We start from the raw sequence: 17,322 nt of genomic DNA, 5'->3' as shown, positions 1-17,322 counted from the left end.
GCCAGCGTGGCGGACGATCAGGAAGTTCGCCAGTACCGCCTGCGGGGGGGGCGGGCGGTGCTGACTGGTCAATCGTCGTGCCGTCAGCCGGGCAGGGGGTGCCGCCGGGCGGACGGGCGCGACGAACTCAACGTACTTTCACACTCACCAGTTCGCCGCCGTCCTCGCCAATCACATGGGTGGAGCAGGCCAGGCAGGGGTCGAAGCTGTGCAGGGTGCGCAGGATTTCCAGCGGCTGATCCGGCACCGCCATCTTGGTGCCCATCAGCGAGGCTTCGTACGCGCCGATCTGGCCCTTGGCGTCACGCGGACCGGCATTCCAGGTGGTGGGCACCACGCACTGGTAGCTGTCGATGCGGGTGTCGGCAATCTTCAGCCAGTGACCCAGCGCACCACGCGGTGCTTCGGTAAAGCCCACGCCCTTGGCCGCGGCGGGCCAACTGGCCGGGTCCCACTTCTCCACATTGGCAGTTGCCGTGTCGCCGTTCTTGATGTTGGTGATGAGGCGGTCGAAGAAGTAGCGCATCTTGTTGGCGGCCCAGGACGATTCCAGCGCGCGCGCGGCGGTACGGCCCAGGGTGGAGAACAAGGCTTCCTTGGGTGCGCCCAGTGCATGCAGCAGCTTGTCCACCGGCTCCTTGAACTCCGGCTTGTTCTGGTGATAGCCGATCAGGTAGCGCGCCAGCGGGCCTACTTCCATGGCGTGGCCCTTCCAGCGCGGCGATTTGATCCACGAGTACTTGGCCGATTCGTCCAGTTGCTCGATACGGGTCTTGGTTCCCTTGTGCTTGGCACCCAGCTCGAATTTGGGCGCGGTGATGCCGTCGAAGGGGTGCAGGCCCTTGCTGTCGTCGCCATAGCTGTACCAGCTATGGGTGACGAATTCCTGGATTTCATCCGGGGCGTACAGGTCGATCGGGTGGATTTCGTTGAACTTGCCGTTGATGATGGCGCCACGCGGCAGCAGCAGGCTGCTTTCGCTGTAGTCGTTGGCATGGTCGGGGAAGTCGCCGTAGGACATCACGCTCTGGCTGGACAGGCCGCCACCAATGGCCGCCCAGTCCTTGTAGAAGCCGGCAATGGCGATCACGTCCGGAATGTACACCTGCTCGCAGAAGGTGATGGTGCGGTCGATGATCTGCGACACCAGGTTCAGCCGCTCCATATTGATGGCACCGACTGCGCCCACGTCATCGATATTGATGGCGCAGGGCATGCCGCCCACCAGCCAGTTGGGGTGGGGGTTCTTGCCGCCAAAAATAGTGTGGATCTTGACGATTTCCTTCTGGAAGTCCAGCGCTTCCAGATAGTGCGCCACCGCCATCAGGTTGGCTTCCGGCGGCAGTTTCATCGCCGGGTGGCCCCAGTAGCCATTGCGGAAGGGGCCTAGCTGGCCGGATTCGACAAAGCGCTTCAGCCGCGATTGCAGGTCACGGAAATAACCTGGGCTGGACAGCGGCCAGTCGGAAATGCTCTGTGCCAGCTCGCTGGTTTTCTTCGGGTCGGCCTTCAGCGCGGACACCACGTCCACCCAGTCCAGCGCATGCAGGTGGTAGAAGTGTACCAAGTGGTCGTGTACATACAGCGCCGCCTGCATCATGTTGCGGATCAGGTTGGCGTTTTCGGGAATCTTGATCTTCAGCGCGTCTTCCACCGCGCGCACCGAGGTCAGCGCGTGGGTGCCGGTACATACACCGCAGATGCGCTCGACAAAGGCCCAGGCGTCACGCGGGTCGCGGCCCTTGAGAATCACTTCCAGGCCGCGCCACATGGTGCCGGTGGACACGGCATTGGTGATGATGTTGTTGCTGTCGATGTTCACTTCGCAGCGCAGATGGCCCTCAATGCGAGTGACCGGGTCCACCACCACGCGGCGGCCGCTATTGTCCAGGGTAAAACCTTGGGTCTGGTAGGACATCAGACTTTCTCCTCGTTCTTGTCTTTATTCTCGGCGGGTGCGGCGGCATCCAGCGGCTGCAGGTCCTGCTTTTTCAGCATGGTGCTCTTGATGGCGCTGACCGCGGCGTGGGCGGCAATGGCAGCCCCGGCGGTGCCGGCCACGGTAAAGCCGATCTTGTCGGCATTGGCTTCCACGCCGAATTGCGGAATCGAGGTGACGCGGTCGTAGAAGGAACCCTTGTCCCAGAAGCCTTCTTCCGAACAGCCAATGCAGCCGTGGCCGGACTGGATGGGGAAGGACACGCCGTCGTTCCAGCGTACGGTGGAGCAGGCGTTATAGGTGGTGGGGCCTTTGCAGCCCATCTTGTACAGGCAATAGCCCTTGCGCGCGCCATCGTCGTCCCAGCTCTCGACAAACTGACCGGCGTCAAAGTGCGGGCGGCGATAGCATTTATCATGGATGCGCTGGCCGTAGAACATCTTGGGCCGGCCCTGGCGGTCCAGCTCCGGAATCTTGTCGAAAGTCACCATATAGGTAATCACGGCGGCCATCACTTCCGGAATCGGCGGACAGCCCGGCACCTTGATCACCGGCTTGTCCAGAATCACCTGATGCACCGGCGTGGCGCGGGTGGGGTTGGGCTTGGCGGCCTGCACACAGCCCCAACTGGCACAGGAACCCCAGGCGATCAGCGCCTTGGCATCAGCCGATACGCGCTTGAGTTTTTCCACAAAGGGTTCGCCGCCGGGGAAGCAGTACATGCCGTCCTCATTGAGCGGCGGGTTGCCTTCCACGGCCACGATGTAATTGCCTTTGTGGTTCTTGATCAGGTCGTCAAGAATGGCTTCGGCCTGATGACCGGCAGCGGCCATGATGGTGTCGTCGTAATCCAGCGAGATCAGCGACAGGATGGCGTCCTTGGCCAGCGGGTGGGCCGAGCGGATGAAGGACTCGGTACAACAGGTGCATTCCAGGCCGTGCAGCCAGATCACCGGCACGCGTGGCTTGGTTTCCAGTGCATAGGCAATGCGTGGGACAAAAGCCGAGCCCAGGCCCAGCGAGGTGGCGGTCAGGCTGCAGAACTTCAGGAAGCTGCGCCGAGTCACGCCCTGGCGACGCATGGCTTGATAGAAAGTCTCCATGTGTTTACGCTCCTCCATGCCATGCATATGGCATTTGATGTGTTTTCTTGTTGTGCCGGATCTGCGTTTTTAGTGATCTGTCCGGACAGGCTGGCGGTGTTGCAACCTGTCCCTGGTTTCAATTTTCGTGCCAGCGCCAACGGCGGGAAAAATGGAGTGAAAACAGCAGCTTGATACATGGTGTAAAAAATGGAGTGTAAACTTTGTTTGCAGTTTGCCAACGAAGTGGAAAATAAATCGCTGGCATATGCCATGTAAAAAAGATGACTGCCAGCTTCAGGGTATTAAGTAAAAAATGTATAATGCTGCTGTAATGAACAGTAAATTGCTTACAGGTGTTCGATGATGTCTCCGTTGATGCAGCCCATAGAGCAGATTGCCTCGACTGATATTCTCAGTTGCTCACCGGAGACCCTGGTTCGCGAAGCAGCAGCCATGATGATGGAAAGCGGCTGCGGGTCCATTGTGGTATTCAATTCTGCGGAGCAGGCCATTGGTATCTGGACTGAAACCGATGCGCTATCGGTCGATCTGTCCGACGAAACTTCCCGCTGTCTGCCCATTCGTGAGGTGATGAGCACACCCGTCGTCACCTTGCCGCATCATATGAGCGTGCATGATGTGGTGGGCCAGTTTCGTAACAATGCCATCCGTCATGCCCTGGTGGAAAAACAAGGCAAAATCATCGGCCTGGTGTCGCTGTCCGATGTGGTGCTGTGCCAGGGGACCGAGGCTTTTCTCGGTCTGAAAAGACTGGACGGCATCCAGGCCAAGCCGGTTGTGGTGCTGCAGTCCAGTGATAGCCTGGCGGCAGCGCTGGCCAGCATGCGTGAGCAGGAGCTGACTGCCATCGGCGTACAGTTTGCCGATGGCAGCTATGGCATCCTCACCCAGCGCGATGTGGTTGGACTGGTCGCTTCTGGCCGGGGCCAGGCCGAGCTGGGCGATATCTGTACCCGGCCGGTGATTGGCGTTTCGGTCAGCACCAGCCTGTTGCAGGCCCGCCGCGTCATCCTGCAGCACCAGATCCGCCATCTGGCGGTATTCGATGCCGAACACCGACTGGCTCATATCATTGGTTTTCGTGAAATCATCCAAAGCATAGAGCATGAGTTCCTGCTGGAACTGCATGGCGCGCTGCGCGAGCGCGACGAGGCGCTGGTGCAGTCGCGCCAAAGCCTGTTGCTGGCCGACAAGGTGTTTGAAGCCACCATGGAAGGCATTGTCATTACCGATGGCAATGGCTTTATCCAGTCGGTCAATCCTGCCTTCACCCGCATTACCGGCTACAGCCGGGAAGAAGCCATCGGCAAGACGCCGGCCCTGCTCAAGTCCGGCAAGCAATCGCCAGAATTTTATGAATACCTGTGGCGTTGCCTGCGCAATGACGGTGCCTGGCAAGGCGAGGTGATCAACCGCCGCAAGAACGGCCTGCTGTACACCGAACACCTGAGCATTACCGCCATTCGCGATGAGCGCGGCGAATGCCTGCATTATGTGGCGGTGTTTTCCGACATCACCCAACGCAAGCAGGCCGAGGAGCGGCTGCATTTCCTGGCCAACCACGATGCGCTGACCGGCCTGCCCAACCGCACGCTGTTCATCGAAAAACTGCAGTCGGCGGTAGAGCAGGCGCGCCAGTATGATCGCCGCTTTGCCTTGCTGTTCATCGATCTTGACCGCTTCAAGATGGTGAACGACACCCTGGGCCACCATGCAGGTGACGAACTGCTGGTGCGCATTGCCAGCGAGCTGCAGCGCATTGCCCCCAATCTGTCCACCGTGGCCCGCCTGTCCGGCGACGAATTCACCGTGCTGCTGGAAAACATTGTCACCGTGCAGCAGGTGGCCAGCCGGGCGCAGAGCATTCTGGATGCCATCTCCGCCGAATCCACCGTGGCCGGGCAGGGCGTGTTCATTTCGGCCAGCATCGGCATCAGCATGTTCCCGGAAGACGGTGCCATGGCCGATGCCCTGCTGGTGAATGCCGACACCGCCATGTACCGGGCCAAGGAGCGCGGCAAGAACAATTTCCAGTTTTACACTGCCGACATGAATGCCCGTGCCATCGAACGGCTGAAGATGGAATACAGCCTGCACCGTGCGCTGGCACAGAATGAGCTGGAGGTGTGGTATCAGCCCAAGGTGGAGCTGTCGTCCGGCCGCATCATCGGTGCCGAAGCCTTGCTGCGCTGGCGACACCCGGACATGGGCCTGATTTCGCCGGCGCAGTTCATCCCGATTGCCGAGGAAAGTTCTCTGATTACCAGCATTGGCGAGTGGGTGCTGGACAGCAGTTGCGCTGCCATCCGCCGCTGGCGCGATGCCGGGCTGTTGCAAGGGCGTATTGCGGTGAACGTGTCCGGCCGGCAGCTGAAGTATTCCAGCATTGTCGATACCGTGGCCTGTATGCTGGAACGCTATGCGCTGCCCAGCAGTGCGCTGGAGCTGGAAATCACCGAAAGCGTGGCGATGGATGAAGACAGCGGCATGGTGGAAGTGTTGCACCGCCTGCAGGCGCTGGGCATCTATCTGTCCATCGACGACTTCGGCACCGGCTATTCCAGCCTGTCCTATCTGAAGCGACTGCCGGTGCGCGGCTTGAAGATTGACCAGAGCTTCATCATGGACCTGCACCAGGACCGTGACGATGCCGCCATCACCCAGGCCATCATCTCGATTGCCCGCAGCCTGGGGCTGGACCTGGTGGCCGAAGGGGTGGAGCTGGACGAACAGCGCCGTTTCCTGGTGGAGCAGGGCTGCCACTGCGGTCAGGGTTATCTGTTCAGCAAACCGGTGCCGGCTGATGCCTTTGAAGCCCTGCTGCGCGCACAGCAGGTTTGATGCTGACCGCATGAGTGCGTGGCGGTCTGGCCGCCACTGCGCTATCCTCGGCAGATGACTCGCTCCTCTTCCGTCCGCGCGGCGGCAAACAAGCCATCACAGCCATTGTTCTGGCGTGATCCGGCCTTGCCCTTCCTGGAAATCCGCACCGTGCAGGATGGGCGCCAGGTCTGTTACGCCCGCCATTCCCACGAGCATTTTTCCATTGGTGCCATCACCGGCGGTGTCAGCAGCTATCTGAGTCTGCAAGACCGCTATCAGGTGGCGCATGGCAGCGTAGTGTTGATGAACCCCGGTGAGGTGCATGCCTGCAACCCGATTGCCAATCAGGCCTGGTCCTACCACATGCTGTATGTGGATACCGCCTGGCTGGCGCAGTTGCAGCATGAGATTGGGCTGAGCGCCAATCAGGATTTTCACTGTTTTTCCCCGCGTTTGAGCGAGGATGCCGCGCTGTTCCGTGACCTGCAGCAACTGGTGGCCCGCTGCCTGAGCGCGGACTATGCCACGCTGGGCAAGCAGGAGGCGGCCACAAGCTTCTTTGCGCAGTTGCACACCCGGCTGCACACCGTGACGCCCAGCAGTGCAGGGCAGCATCGGCGCTTGCAACGGGTGGCTGAGTTCATTGACGATCAATACGCCTCAGACCTGCGGCTGGAGGACATCTGCGCCGCCTCCTCCTTATCCGCCTCCTATCTGATCCGCGCCTTCCGCCAGCGCTACCACATGACGCCGCATGAATATCTGCTCGATAGGCGCATCCGGCGTGGCAAGACACTGCTGCGCAGCGGCCAGTCCATCGCCCAGGTCGCCCAGACCCTGGGCTTTGCCGATCAGGCGCATTTCCAGCGCACCTTCAAGCGGCTGGTGGCCGCCACGCCAGGTCAGTACTGTCGCAGTGCCGGCTGAATCAATCCAGCAGCAGATATAGCGCACTGCCGGCCAGCAACACCGCCAGCAGCCGGTTAAACAAGCGCATGCGTGCCGGCTGGCGCAGATGCTGTTGCAGGCGTGCGCCGGCCCAGGCCCAGCAGGCAATCGACAGGTAGCAGATGACAAAATAGATGGCGGCAAAACGCCATACCAGCAGGGCATCGCCATGGCTGGCAAACGCCCCCATGCCGGCCAGTGAGGCCAGCCAGGCCTTGGGATTCAGCCATTGCATCAGCGCACCGTGCCGGAATGATGGCCGTTGTCTTGCGTCTCCCAGTTCGCCTTGGTCGCTGGCCAGCTTCCATGCCAGGTATAACAAGAAGGCCACGCCGGCTAACTGGATCAGTCCGCGTGCCGCCGGCAGGTCGTCCAGCAGCTCGGCCAGACCAAGTCCGGTCAGCAGAAACAACAGGGTAAAACCAATGGTGGCACCGCTGACATGACGCAGACTGGGCAGGAAGCCATGGCTGGCACCGCAGCCGAATGCCACGATATTCACCGGGCCGGGAGAAATGGAGGAGGCCAGCGCAAAGGCGGCCATGGAAAGCAGGGCTTGCATGTCTATCCTCGATGGGTGGGAAGAGTGTTCGAAGATAGGCTGCCCGGCCTGGACGGTATTGAACAAAATCACCCATTTGTACGGTGGGCTTGTCCCTTGCCACCCCGCCGCGACCGGGATGGTGAGCGGAAGGATGCCATTTTGCTAGATCATGGGCAGCATCATGGCGCAGATGGCCAGTAGCCAGCACAAGGCAGTTGTCATGAAGAAGCGGATTAACAAGCGCCGCATGCCTTGTTGTCTCTGCCCAAAGTCACGTCCTGCTGCGGCTTTGCCAAACAAGCCATGAATCGTGTCATCCAGCACTGTCAGTGACGGGGCATTTTCGAGTGCTGCCAGTAGCGCCGCATCCAATTGCAAGCGCCAGCAGAACCAGCTTTGCAACAGCATGGCGAGGGCGGCAGCGGTCTGTAGCCGCCATTCGCCAGCCTGAATACTGGCCAGCAGTAGCAGGCAGGGGCCGGGCCAGAGCAGCCAGCGGGTGCTGCGCAAGGCCGCGGCATGCAGGCGGAGGGTTGCTGTCTCAGGCAGCATGAGCGTCTCCTGGGGTGCAACAGGTCTGGATCCAGTGCCATTGCTGCGGTGACAGCACAATCTTGCGGCCCTGAGCCTGCAGGATTTGTTTGGCCTGCGCCAGATCGCTACAGCGTCCCGTCATCACCAGCCAGGCCATGATCACCGCCGCGCTGCGGCTCATGCCCAGTGCGCAATGGACCAGGATCGGGCCTGGGCGAGAATGCCGCAGGGCTTCCAGTTGTGCGACTGCATTGTGCATTCCGGCGCGATCTGGCAGGAGTAAATCCAGCAGCGGCAAATCCACATAGTGTGCTGCCGGGTGTGCCTGACGGCAGTATTCCGCCGCCAGGTCCAGCACGCTGTGAAAGCATGTTTCACGGGCAGCAATGGCCGGGCCTATCCAGACATCGTCTGCAATCAAACTGGCATGTGAATGTCCACGCAACAACCGGGCATGTATCTGCCGCATGAACAGCGTCAAGGGCAGAAACAGGCAGCGTGCGGGCAGCCTGTGCTGGCCTGCGACTTTTTGCCATACGCCGGCACCAAGGCGGCCATAGCCGACCGCCAGCAGGATCAGGCTCAGTGCCGGCCAAAGCAGCAGCCAGTACCAGCCGCCAAGCCAACTGGCGGCCAGGGTCAGCGCCAGCCCGCCCACTGCATAAGGCCTGCTCAACTGGCGGCGGCGTGTCTGTTCGATCTCCGCCACCCGGCTATAAGGCGGCAGTGGCATGGGGAGCAGATAACACACGACGATGCCCAGGGCGAAACCGGTGGGGATGTCGAGAAAGTGATGCTGCCAGGTGGTCAGTACCGATATGCCGATCAGCGCGAACCAGCCATGCAGCAGCCAGCGCCAACGCTGCGGCGTGTGTACTGCATAGCGTAGCCACAACACCGTCAGCAGGCTGATGTGCAGCGAAGGTGCCTGATTGAAGGGCTTGTCAAAGCCAGCCAGCAGGGTGAATAACTGGCCCGCCCATCCGTTCAGCGGCGGGCGCTCAAAGCCAAAGCGCAGCGGAAACAGCGCAAACAGCAGGCAGGAGAGCACGGTGACGCTCAGCAGCCGCAGCGCATGTCGGCGCAACTCCTCCCGGCTGCTGCAAATGAACAGCGACAGGCCGTAGAGGAGATCGATGCTCCAGTAGGGTAGGATGGTCCACGGCCACAGCGGGATGCGCCGTTCCCAGTCCATGGCGATATTGCCCACTGCCGATGGCGGCAGACTGGCGGCGTAGTGATTGGCCGCCCCGTATAGCAAGAAGAAAGCCGGACCAAGCAGCGCCAGCCACTGCAGGGCTTCGGGCCACTGGCGACGGTTGGTGGGCGGGCTCATGCCGTGGCTTGTGCCTGCACGGTTTGCCTCTGGTGCGGCGTGGCGTGCAGGCGGCGCGCGATGGTCACGCTGAAAATGCCCCATTCGTCGATGCGCTGGCAGATTTTCTCGAAACCCGCCGCGGCAACCAGTTGATCCATCTCTTCTTGGGTGCGGCGTCGCATCACCCAGTCGCTGCCGCCGCGATGGCTGGTGAGCGTGCGGGCAATCATCTCCAGTTGGGGATGCCAGGGTTGATTGGTGTAGACGAGATAGCCGCCTGCCGGCACAGCGGCGGCTAGACCAGCCAGCGAGTCGCGAATGCCGGCGTTGCCGGGAAACAGTTCATACAGGCCGGAGACAATGGCCAGCGTGGGGCGTGGCTGTAGTGCGGCGAGATCGGCCCCGTCGAAGGCATCGCCCTGATCGAAGCGTGCTTTGCCTTGCAAGCCGCGTTGCGCGATCAGCTTGCGTCCGGCGCTGACGTTGATGTCGCTGTAGTCGCGCAGTTGCAGGTGTTCGACGCGGTCGGCGTTGGTGGAGAGTGCATCCAGCACGTAGCGGCCATGGCCGGCGGCGATGTCCACCAGCCGCACCGGCATGCCGGCTTGCTCCAATTCCAAGACGGCCAGCGAGATCAGCTCCTGCAGGTGCAGTTTGCGCTGGCGGATGCCACGCCAGCCAATGCTGTCCAGATAGACGCGGTCGCCCAGCCGGCCTAGCGGCGTGATGCCGGAGGCTTGGTTGCGGTAAACGTAGTCCAGCGTGCTGCCGGAATCGAAACCGGTTTGCCAGCCTAGCCGGATGCCGTCGGACAGCCGGCCCAGCGTAGCCAGCGTCAGGCGGGTGAGGGCGAAGTTCCAGCGCTTGGGCGACAGGGCGGGCAGCGGCTGTTGCAGGCGATTGAATTCCTGGGCGGTGTAGCCGTGCTGGTCGGCTGCCAGCAGCGAGGGTCTGGCTACGCCGGCTTCCACGCGCTGGATGAAGGCGCGTATCTTGTCGAAGGCCAGTGCGCGGTCGCGCTCGCCCAGTGTGTCGTGATAGAAACCGGGCAGCTCGTGGCGCTCCTTGCACGGGCTGCCCAGATTCTGGAAAAAGGTTTCCTGCGGGGCCTTGTGTACGACGAAATCCGCGCCGGAGATCAGCAACTGCGTCGGCACGGTAATGGCACCGGCGTCGGCGATGATGCGCTCGGCGGTGTCGTAAAGGGCCAGCAGGATGTTGGCCGAGATGGGCCGGGTGATCAGCGGGTCGCTGTTGTAGGAGGCGATGCGCTCTGCATCGTGGGTCAGGAACTTGGCCTTCACATAGGAATTGACGAAGAAATTGCCGCGCAGCTTGTGCATCAGGCGCAGGCTGGGGCGAGCGAAAGGCACGTACAGCTTTACCTTGAAGGCCGGCGCAGCCAGGATCAGCGCGCGCAGGCGCGGCGCGTAATCATGCACCCAGCTTGCCGCCAGTACCGCGCCCACGCTTTGCGCAATGACGATCAACTGGTCAATCCGCACGCCGTGCTCCGCTTGCAGATGACGGACAAACTCTTCCAGATCACGAATCGTGGTGCCGATGCTGGGACTGAAGCCGCGCGGTCCGTCGTTGCGGCCGTGGCCGCGTGCATCCCAGGCGAATACCGGTGTATCTGCTAGGTCAAGTTCGTCCACCACATGCTGTAAGCGGCCGGAGTGCTCGTGGCCGCGATGCAATAGCAGGATGGCGCGCTGTGCCGGCGTGGTGATGGCCGGCCAGTGGCGGTAGAACAGCGCTTGTCCATCGAAACTGGTGAAGCGGGATTCCAGGGCTTGTCGCATGGCAGAGACCTTTCAGTTTTCTTGTCAGTGGCTGTCCGGGCCAGGTTCGGCGGGCAGGGTTTTTTGTTTTAACTGCAAAAAAGTGTCGCGAATATGCGCGCGGAAGCTGTCTTTGTTCTCTTGCCAGCACAGGGAGCGTCCTATGGCGACATCGACAAAGAAGGGGACCGGCAGCCACTGACCACGGCCCATCGCCCGGCCCAGGCCGTGCAGGTACACCGGCGCGACCGGGATGTCGGGGAAATCACGTAGCAGGTACCAGATGCCGGCTTTGATTTCAGACAGCGCTTCTGGCTCACCACGTGTGCCTTCGGGAAACAGCACCAGAATCTCGCCCGCTTGCAGTGCCTGCCGGCAGCCGGCCAGCGGGTCACGGCCTGCGCCCACGCCGCCGCGCACCACCGGGATGATGCCCACCACATTGGTGGCGAACCAGGCCATCCAGCGGTTTTTCAGAAAGTAATCCGCCGCGGCGGCGGGGCGCACGCGCGGGATCAGCCCCAAGGGAAACAGGCTGTAGAGCGCCAGAATGTCCAGGTGGCTGTTGTGGTTGGCAATGACGATGGCAGGGCCGGCGGTGGGCAGCCGTTCCTGATGCCGTACTGTCATCCCTAGCCACAGGCGCACCACCGGGCGTGCCAGCAGCATGACAAAGAGAATACGCAGCAGCTTGTTCATAAGGCGCTTAGAAGTACAGGTAGTGTACGTAGTGGAAAAACAGCGGTGCGGTATAAGTGAGCGAGTCCAGGCGGTCCAGAATGCCGCCGTGGCCCGGCAGTAGACGACCGGAATCCTTGACGCCGATGTCACGCTTCACCGCTGAAATCACGATGTCACCGATAAAACCCATGGAGCCGATCAGCAAACCTGCCAGTGCGGCATGCTGCGGACTGAATGGGGTGAGCAGGGGGCCGAGCAGCCAGCCGAGCAGGCCGGTGGTCAATACCCCGCCAAGCAGTCCTGCCAGAGTCTTGTTGGGTGATACCTTGGGGGCAATCTTGCGTTTGCCAAAGGACTTGCCCCACAGGTACTGCGCCACATCGTTCAACTGGGTCAGTGCCACCAGGTAAAACAGCATCATCGCCCCCTGCGCCGGTACGCCGATGCCGGTCAGTTGCGGCAGGGTCAGCACCGCCGCCATGTGGCTCAGGCAGAACACGCTGATCATCAGGCCCCATTGCAGCGAGGCCGCCGCTTTAAGAAAGCCCTGCGTCTCGCCAATCAGCACCATGCGCATGGGCACAAACAGGAAGATGTAAACCGGGATGAAAATGATGAACATGCCGTACCAGTGAATGCCCAGCCAGTAGTACTGCAGCGGAATGCTCAGATAGGCCCAGAACAGCACCACGTGGTCTGCGGTGCGCGTGGCGCACAGCGTCAGGTATTCCTTGAGCGCCAGGAAGCTGATCAGCGCAAATACCACCAGCGCCAGCGGGACGCTGCCCAGCAGGGTGAGCGAGAAGCAGCCGACAATCCACCACCAGGTCTTGATCCGCAGTTTCAGTTCCAGCCAGTTTTTTTCCGGCTTGCGCGCTTCCAGCACGCGGATGGCAACGCTGGCCAGCACCAGCAGGACAAAGACACCGCCCAGCGCCCACAGGAGCGGTGGCGGCAACAGCAACTTAAACATGGCGGCTTTCTTTCAGAATGGCGCGGGCGCGGTTGAATACAGTCAGCAACATCAGGAGTGCGGTGAGGCCGAACAGCCAGTCAGCGTAAGCGGCGGTGGTGGGCATCAAGCCCACCAGCAGTGCGAAGGCGCCATACCAGAAGGCACGGTCGCTCTTGCCCATCGGCCCGTCGTAACGGCGTGTCGCGCCAAGCGCGGGCCCGAGCACGCCGACGAATTCGGTCAGCAGCGCGAGCAGTACGGCCAGCACCACCAGCGCGGGATGGGTGCTCAGTACGGCAAAGGGGAGATAAAGTGCGGCGTCGGAGACCACATCGCCCACTTCGTTAAGAATGCCGCCAAGACGTGATTGCTGGCCAAATTCACGCGCCAGCATGCCGTCGATGGCGTTCAGTGCCATGCGTAGGAACAGAAACAAGGGCAGCAGCAGCCATGCCAGTGGCCGGGAGGAGTCCAGCCATAGCCAGAGGCCGTAGGCGATGGAGCCGAGCATGGCGCTCAGTGTGACCTGATTGGCAGTGACGCCGCCACGGACCAGGGATTTCAACAGCGGACGCAGCAAGTTTTGAAAGCGGGATTTGAGATCGTAAATACTTGGCATGGAAAGTGGATCGTTGCGGCAGGCCACCCTGCACGCGGGAAAGAAATGATGACAAACGGATTTTGACAGTCGCAGCCAGCAGGGGCAAATGGTCGCGGTATTTTGCGGTTTTTACTTAGGCCCGACGGCCGGGGGCGGCCAGGCAAGGGAATGTATTGGCATACCAGGCCGGCTTGCCCGGTGAGATCGCCCCTGGTGTTACTGCACGGATGGGGGAGCGGAAGCGGAAGTGGGTGCCTGTGTGCTGACCGGCATGGGGCCAGATCATCCGGCGCACAGGCAAAGAAAAAGGGATGCCGAGGCATCCCTGTTGCAGCGCTGATGGCAGACTGCGCGTTTACTGCTGGATCTTGGCCTGGGCTTTCAGCTCGCCAACGTATTTCTCGATGCGAGCGCCCATGATGCGCTGGGTCAGTTGCGGACGGGCATCGTCCAGCGACGGCACATTGCGCTCGGTGCGGACATCGTCCAGCTTGATCACGTGCCAGCCAAACTGGGTTTTCACCGGTTTGGCAGTAACCTGGCCCTTGCTCAGCTTGGCCATGGCGTCAGAGAACTCCGGTACGAAGGTGCCGGCTTCCTGCCAGCCCAGATCGCCACCGTTACCCTTGCTGCCCGGATCCTTGGATTTTTCCTTGGCCAGCAGGTCGAAAGCCTTGCCCTTGCGCAGGGCTTCGATCACGGCCTTGGCTTCGGCTTCGCTGCCAACCAGAATGTGGCGGGCATGGTATTGCTTGGTTTCCGGCACGGTAGCCACCAGCTTGTCATACTCAGCCTTCAGTTGCTCGTCCGTTACCGGGTTGGCTTTCTGGAAGTCCTTGATGACACGGTTGGCCAGCGCCATGGCTTCCATGTTCTGCAGTTCGGCCTTGAAGTCGGCAGTCTTGTCGATGCCTTTCTTGATGGCTTCCTGACGCAGCACTTCGGCGGTGATCAGTTGATCCTTGACCATGTCCTTGGTCTTGTCATCGGCTGCCTGGCCTTGGGCTGCCATCATCTGCACCACGGCGTCGATGCGGGCGGGGGAGATTTCGGTGCCATTGACGGACGGGCCGGCAGCAAAGACGGCAGAGGTGCTCAGAGCGGCCAGCAGGGCGCTTGCCAGCAAAGTCTTGCGCATGATGTTGGTTTCCTGTTGTTACTGTGGTGTGGTGTTACTGGATTTTCGCCTTGCTGCGCAGATCTTCCACTGCCTTGGCAATGGCTTCTTCCTGCAGTTGGCGCTCGATTTGCGGTTTTACTTCAGCCAGCGGCGGCAGTTTGGCATCGCGGATATCATCTACCTTGAATACGATCCAGCCCACGCGGGTTTGCATCGGCTTGCTGCTGTACTGGCCTTTCTTCAGGTCTTTCAGCAGCTCGGCCAGTTGAGGTTCCATGCGGGCCAGATTGCCCCAGCCCATGTCGCCGCCATTTTGCTTGGCAGCCGGATCCAGCGAACGGCTCTTGGCCAGGTCTTCGAACTTGGCACCCTTTTTCAGGCTGTCGATGATCTTGAGCGCATCGGCTTCGCTGGCCACGGTAATCTGGCGTGCGTGGACGTCCTTGGTGCCGGCAAACTTGCTTTGGGTCTGGTTGTAGCGTTCTTGCAGCTGTGCATCGCTGATCTGCATGTTTTTCACCAGGTCGGCAAACAGCGCTTCGCGCAGCATGTCCTGGCGGACTTCTTCCATGCGCTTGATGAAGGCGGGCTGCTGGTCCAGCTTGCGGCTCTGGGCTTCTTGCAGGATGACTTCACGGTTGATCAGGGTGTCTTTTACTTGCTGGCGCAGCGCGGGGGAATCCTGCACATTGCCATTGCTGTTTTGCACGACAACAGCCACCGCATTGTCCAGATCAGTCTTGTCAATGGACTTGCCATTAACCATGGCAATGGATTCGGCCATGGCCGGAATGCTGATGGAGGCAGCCAGCAGCAGGGCAGCAATCTTGGTAGTTTTCATTGGCGATTCTTCCTTGGGTCAAAGTTCTTCTGGTGTCAGTGCGCGAATGGCCAGCGCATGCACCCTGGTTTTCATCAGATCGCCCAATGTGGCATACACCAGACGATGGCGTGCCACACTGTTAAGACCGGCAAAACGGCTGGAGACAATCAGCACATCATAGTGGCCGCCACCGGAGCGGGCTCCGGCGTGCCCGGCATGGGCGGCGCTGTCGTCCTGGATTTCCAGATGTTCCGGTGTCAAGGCCTGCAGGGCAGCCTGCAGCAGCGCGACGGTATCGCTCATGCAGGGAATACCTTGCGGAAGGGTTTTACTTCTACCGCGGCGTATACGCCGGCAGCAACATAAGGGTCGGCATCGGCCCAGTTGCGGGCTTCTTCCAGGCTGGCAAATTCGGCCACGATCAGGCTGCCGGTAAAGCCGGCACTGCCAGGGTCCACGCTGTCAATGGCCGGGCAGGGGCCTGCCAGTACCAGACGGCCCTGTTCCTGCAAGGCAGACAGGCGGGCCAGGTGTTCCGGGCGGGCGGCAAGACGCTTTTCCAGGGAGCCGGGGTGATCCTGGCCGCTGATGATATACAGCATTATTTCTTTTCCTCGATGTATTTGGACAGGAACAGGCTTTGTGCGATGACGAACACCACCATCAGGCCCAGACTGCCAAACAGTTTGAAGCTCAGCCAGATTTCGCGACTGAAATTGAAGGCTACATACAGATTGAGTGCGCCCATGAAGGTAAAGAACAGCGACCAGGCATAGGCCAGCTTGCGCCAGATGAGTTGTGGTAGCTGGATCTGCGCGCCCATCAGCAGTTTCAGGCCGTTCTTGCCCATCAGGTCGCTAACCAGCAGTGCAATGGCCATCAGCCAATACAGTACGGTGAATTTCCAGATGATGAACAGATCGTTGTGCGATATCACGGTAGCCGCACCCAGCACCACGCTGAGGATCAGGTTGATCCATTGCATGGCGTCCACCTTGCGGTGCTTGAGCCAGGTCCAGGCAAACAGCAGGACGGTTGCCGCCACCAGAACCTTGGTGGCCAGAAACATGTCGTGGGTGATCAGGTAACTGCCGAAGAACAGGGCTACCGGAAGGAAGTCGGATAAGAATTTCATGCGGCTGATTATGGGGGCAGCCTGCCTGTTATACAAGCCAGGACAAGGCTGCCGTCATGACATAAGTGTTAACGATTGCTTTGCTTGACCACGCTCAGCGCGGTAGCCACCAGCGAGCTGACATCCGCCACATTGGCCGGCAGGATGACGGTGTTGTTCTGCTTGGCCAGTTGGGCAAAGGCGGCCACATACTGCTCTGCCACCTTGAGGTTGACTGCTTCGATACCGCCGTCCACCTTCACCGCTTCGGCTACCCGCCGTACGGCATCTGCCGTGGCATCGGCCACCAGGCGCAGTGCCTCGGCCTCACCCTGTGCCTTGTTGATGGCAGCCTGCTTGTTGCCTTCGGAATTGTTGATGGTGGCTTGCATCTCGCCTTGCGATTTCTGGATGGCTGCTTCGCGTGCGCCGGTAGCCAGGTTGATCTGCTCCATCTTCACCCCTTCGGACTGGGCAATACGGGCGCGCTTTTCCCGCTCGGCGGTAATTTGCGCCTGCATGGAATGCAGGATGTCCTGCGGCGGAACCAAGTCCTTGATTTCATAGCGCAATACCTTCACGCCCCAGTTGATGGCGGCTTCATCCAGCGAAGCCACCACGATCTGGTTGATTTCATCACGTTCCTCGAAGGTCTTGTCCAGCTCCATCTTGCCAATCACCGAGCGCAAGGTGGTTTGCGACAGTTGGGTGATGGCCAGCAGGTAGTCGCTGGTGCCATAGGAGGCGCGCTGCGGGTCCGTCACCTGGAAATACAGGATGCCGTCCACCTTTAGCTGGGTATTGTCGCGGGTGATGCAGATCTGGCTGGGTACATCCAGCGGTACTTCCTTCAGGCTGTGCTTGTAGGCCAGCCGGTCGATGAAGGGAATCAGGATGTTCAGCCCTGGTGTGAGGGTGGCGTGATAGCGGCCCAGCCGCTCCACGATATAGGCATGCTGTTGTGGCACCACCTTGACCGATTTGATGATGAAGATCACCACGGCGGCAAACAGGACGATGACGAATTCCATG

General features: G+C 60.6%; 17 protein-coding genes. 2 read left to right on the top strand and 15 right to left on the bottom strand.

Annotated features, from left to right (window positions below):
• Positions 1-127 precede the first annotated feature (127 nt).
• Entirely contained in the window at positions 128-1,918 is a 1,791-nt protein-coding gene (locus DLM_RS11715; RefSeq protein WP_089086196.1) for a nickel-dependent hydrogenase large subunit, read from the bottom strand.
• Entirely contained in the window at positions 1,918-3,042 is a 1,125-nt protein-coding gene (locus DLM_RS11710) for a hydrogenase small subunit (RefSeq protein ID WP_089086361.1), read from the bottom strand. Before DLM_RS11710 ends, DLM_RS11715 begins: the two co-directional genes overlap by 1 nt.
• 342 nt (positions 3,043-3,384) lie before the next feature.
• Here DLM_RS11710 and DLM_RS11705 point away from each other — a divergent pair, with 342 nt between their 5' ends.
• Together DLM_RS11705 and DLM_RS11700 are read left to right on the top strand one after the other, a co-directional pair.
• Positions 3,385-5,886, top strand: coding sequence for an EAL domain-containing protein (locus DLM_RS11705; RefSeq protein ID WP_231959843.1), 2,502 nt, complete (start codon positions 3,385-3,387; stop codon positions 5,884-5,886).
• A gap of 54 nt (positions 5,887-5,940) precedes the next feature.
• The gene (locus tag DLM_RS11700) at positions 5,941-6,795 is read left to right on the top strand and encodes a helix-turn-helix transcriptional regulator (RefSeq protein ID WP_089086197.1); all 855 of its coding nucleotides are present in this window, start codon (positions 5,941-5,943) and stop codon (positions 6,793-6,795) included.
• 1 nt (position 6,796) lies between these two features.
• On the opposite strand, the gene DLM_RS11695 is transcribed toward DLM_RS11700, so the two are convergent.
• The 13 genes from DLM_RS11695 to DLM_RS11635 form a co-directional block, all read right to left on the bottom strand.
• The gene (locus DLM_RS11695; RefSeq protein WP_089086198.1) at positions 6,797-7,378 is read right to left on the bottom strand and encodes a LysE family translocator; all 582 of its coding nucleotides are present in this window, start codon (positions 7,376-7,378) and stop codon (positions 6,797-6,799) included.
• Between the two features lie 144 nt (positions 7,379-7,522).
• Complete coding sequence (locus DLM_RS11690; RefSeq protein WP_089086199.1) at positions 7,523-7,912, bottom strand: hypothetical protein; 390 nt, start codon at positions 7,910-7,912, stop codon at positions 7,523-7,525.
• The gene (locus tag DLM_RS11685) at positions 7,902-9,230 is read right to left on the bottom strand and encodes a phosphatase PAP2/dual specificity phosphatase family protein (RefSeq protein WP_167467097.1); all 1,329 of its coding nucleotides are present in this window, start codon (positions 9,228-9,230) and stop codon (positions 7,902-7,904) included. The genes DLM_RS11690 and DLM_RS11685 overlap by 11 nt, the downstream gene beginning before the upstream one ends.
• On the bottom strand, positions 9,227-11,017 hold the full coding sequence (locus DLM_RS11680; RefSeq protein WP_089086201.1) for a bifunctional alpha/beta hydrolase/class I SAM-dependent methyltransferase: 1,791 nt from the start codon (positions 11,015-11,017) through the stop codon (positions 9,227-9,229). The genes DLM_RS11685 and DLM_RS11680 overlap by 4 nt, the downstream gene beginning before the upstream one ends.
• A 24-nt stretch (positions 11,018-11,041) precedes the next feature.
• A complete protein-coding gene (locus DLM_RS11675) occupies positions 11,042-11,695 on the bottom strand; it encodes a lysophospholipid acyltransferase family protein (RefSeq protein WP_089086202.1) in 654 nt (217 codons plus the stop codon).
• Positions 11,696-11,702: 7 nt separating this feature from the next.
• On the bottom strand, positions 11,703-12,650 hold the full coding sequence (locus DLM_RS11670) for a phosphatidate cytidylyltransferase (RefSeq protein ID WP_089086203.1): 948 nt from the start codon (positions 12,648-12,650) through the stop codon (positions 11,703-11,705).
• Positions 12,643-13,251 (bottom strand): CDP-alcohol phosphatidyltransferase family protein, encoded by a 609-nt coding sequence (locus DLM_RS11665; protein WP_089086204.1) that lies wholly within the window; start codon positions 13,249-13,251, stop codon positions 12,643-12,645. The genes DLM_RS11670 and DLM_RS11665 overlap by 8 nt, the downstream gene beginning before the upstream one ends.
• A gap of 337 nt (positions 13,252-13,588) precedes the next feature.
• Positions 13,589-14,371 carry a peptidylprolyl isomerase gene (locus DLM_RS11660; protein WP_089086205.1) on the bottom strand — a complete coding sequence of 261 codons (783 nt, stop codon included), beginning with the start codon at positions 14,369-14,371 and terminating at the stop codon, positions 13,589-13,591.
• A 34-nt stretch (positions 14,372-14,405) separates the two neighbouring features.
• Positions 14,406-15,194, bottom strand: a complete 789-nt coding sequence (locus DLM_RS11655; RefSeq protein ID WP_089086206.1) for a peptidylprolyl isomerase — start codon at positions 15,192-15,194, stop codon at positions 14,406-14,408.
• Positions 15,195-15,212: 18 nt separating this feature from the next.
• Positions 15,213-15,479, bottom strand: coding sequence for a BolA family protein (locus DLM_RS11650; protein ID WP_089086207.1), 267 nt, complete (start codon positions 15,477-15,479; stop codon positions 15,213-15,215).
• A complete protein-coding gene (locus tag DLM_RS11645; protein ID WP_045845117.1) occupies positions 15,476-15,778 on the bottom strand; it encodes a YciI family protein in 303 nt (100 codons plus the stop codon). Before DLM_RS11645 ends, DLM_RS11650 begins: the two co-directional genes overlap by 4 nt.
• Positions 15,778-16,311 (bottom strand): septation protein A, encoded by a 534-nt coding sequence (locus tag DLM_RS11640; protein WP_089086208.1) that lies wholly within the window; start codon positions 16,309-16,311, stop codon positions 15,778-15,780. The genes DLM_RS11645 and DLM_RS11640 overlap by 1 nt, the downstream gene beginning before the upstream one ends.
• Positions 16,312-16,379: 68 nt before the next feature.
• Positions 16,380-17,321, bottom strand: coding sequence for an SPFH domain-containing protein (locus DLM_RS11635; RefSeq protein ID WP_089086209.1), 942 nt, complete (start codon positions 17,319-17,321; stop codon positions 16,380-16,382).
• Position 17,322 lies beyond the last annotated feature (1 nt).

The organism is Aquitalea magnusonii (genome assembly GCF_002217795.2).
Classification (GTDB): domain Bacteria; phylum Pseudomonadota; class Gammaproteobacteria; order Burkholderiales; family Chromobacteriaceae; genus Aquitalea; species Aquitalea magnusonii_B.
The sequence above is the reverse complement of the archived record's forward strand: the minus strand, read 5'-3'. Positions and strand labels throughout refer to the sequence as shown.